General features: G+C 72.9%; 1 protein-coding gene. It reads left to right on the top strand.

What is annotated here, in order from left to right:
- A partial coding sequence (locus ABTY15_RS39585; protein ID WP_350607622.1) for a non-ribosomal peptide synthetase occupies window positions 1–1,850 on the top strand: 1,850 nt, incomplete at both ends.

Here is a 1,850-nt window from a genome sequence, read left to right as displayed (position 1 = left end):
ACCGATGTCTCCGGCGACCCGACCTTCCGTGAGCTCCTCGCCCGGGTCCGGGAGACCGACCTCGGCGCCTTCGAGCACCAGGACGTGCCCTTCGAACGCCTGGTGGAGCTGGTCAACCCGGTCCGGGACAGCGCCCGCCACCCGCTCTTCCAGGTCCAGGTGCAGGTGCAGAACACCGCCGAGGCCCGGCCCGAGTTCCCCGGGCTGGCGGCGGAGTTCCAGCCGCTCGGCTGGCACTGGGCCCGGTTCGACCTCAGCGCGGTCTTCTCCGAGACCTGGGACGCCGATGGCGCCCCGGCCGGGCTGATCGGCTCGCTGGAGTACGCGGCGGATCTGTTCGACCGGCGGACGGCGGAGTGGTTGGGGGCGTGTCTGGTCCGGGTGTTGGAGGCGGTGGCGGCGTTCCCGGACGTGCGGGTGGGGGAGTTGGACCTGCTCGGGGACGAGCAGTTGCGGCTGCTGTTGGAGGACTGGAACGGTCCGGCGGCTGCGCCGGTGACGGCCTGTGCGCATGAGGTGGTGGAGCGGTTCGCGGCGGAGACCCCGGAGGCGCTTGCGCTGGTCTTCGAGGACGGGCGGGTGTCGTACGGGGAGTTGAACGCGCGGGCGAACCGGTTGGCGCGGCAGTTGACGGCGGCCGGGGTGGGGCGCGGTGACGTGGTCGGGGTGCTGCTGGAGCGCGGCGTCGAGCTGGTGGTGGCGGTGCTCGCGGCGCTGAAGGCGGGCGCCGGGTACACCGTGCTGGACACCGACTTCCCCGTCGAGCGCTGGCGGCTGGTGCTGGAGGAGGTCGCCGCGGCCGCGGTGCTGACCACCACCCCGCACGCCGCGCTGCTGCCCGACGCCCCGACGCTCAGCCTGGACGCGCTGGCGGGGGAGATCGCCGGGCGAGCATCGGGGGACCTGGACGTCGGCGCGGGCCTGGACGATGTGGCCTGTGTGATGTTCACCTCCGGGTCGACCGGCCGTCCGAAGGGTGTGGTGGCCTCGCACCGGGCGCTGGTGGCGACGCTGACGGACCAGGAGTTCGTCGGCTTCGAGCCGGACCAGGTGTGGTTGCAGTGCTCGCCGGTGTCCTGGGACGCCTTCGCGCTGGAGCTGTTCGGGGCGCTGTTCTCCGGTGCGGCCTGTGTGTTGCAGCCCGGTCAGCGGCCCGAACCGGCGGTGATCGAGCGGCTGGTGACCGAGCACAAGGTGTCCACCGTCCACCTGTCGGCGAGCCTGCTGAACTTCATGCTCGACGAGTACCCGCAGGCCTTCACCTCCGTCGGCCAGGTGATGACCGGCGGCGAGCCCGCCTCGATGCCGCACGTGCGGCGCCTGCTCGCGGAGTACCCGGGGCTGCGACTGGTGAACGGGTACTCGCCGGTGGAGAACATGATCTTCACCATGTGCCACACCGCCGTGGAGGCGGACGGCGACGCGGTGTCGCTGCCGGTCGGGCGGCCGATCGCCCGCAAGAAGGTCTACGTCCTCGACGCCCACCTCAACCTCGTGCCGCCGGGCGTGGCCGGGGAGTTGTACATGGCCGGCGAGGGCCTGGCCCGCGGCTACGCAGGGCAGCCGGCCCTGACCGCCGAGCGCTTCGTGGCCAACCCGTTCGAGCCCGGCGCGCGGATGTACCGCACGGGTGACCTGGTGCGCTGGCGGGCCTCCGGGGTGATGGAGTTCCTCGGCCGCGCGGACCAGCAGGTGAAGATCCGCGGCTTCCGGATCGAACTGGGCGAGGTGGAGGCCGCGCTCAGCCGCCACCCGGGCGTCCGGCAGGCCGTCGTGCTGGCCCGCGAGGACGTGCCCGGCGACAAGCGCCTGGTCGGCTACGTCCTCGGCGACCCGGGCCTCGACCCGAC

The sequence above is a fragment of the Kitasatospora sp. NPDC097643 genome (genome assembly GCF_040302625.1).
Lineage (GTDB): Bacteria > Actinomycetota > Actinomycetes > Streptomycetales > Streptomycetaceae > Kitasatospora.
Note: the sequence above shows the minus strand (reverse complement) of the source record. Positions and strands in the feature narration are given on the sequence as shown.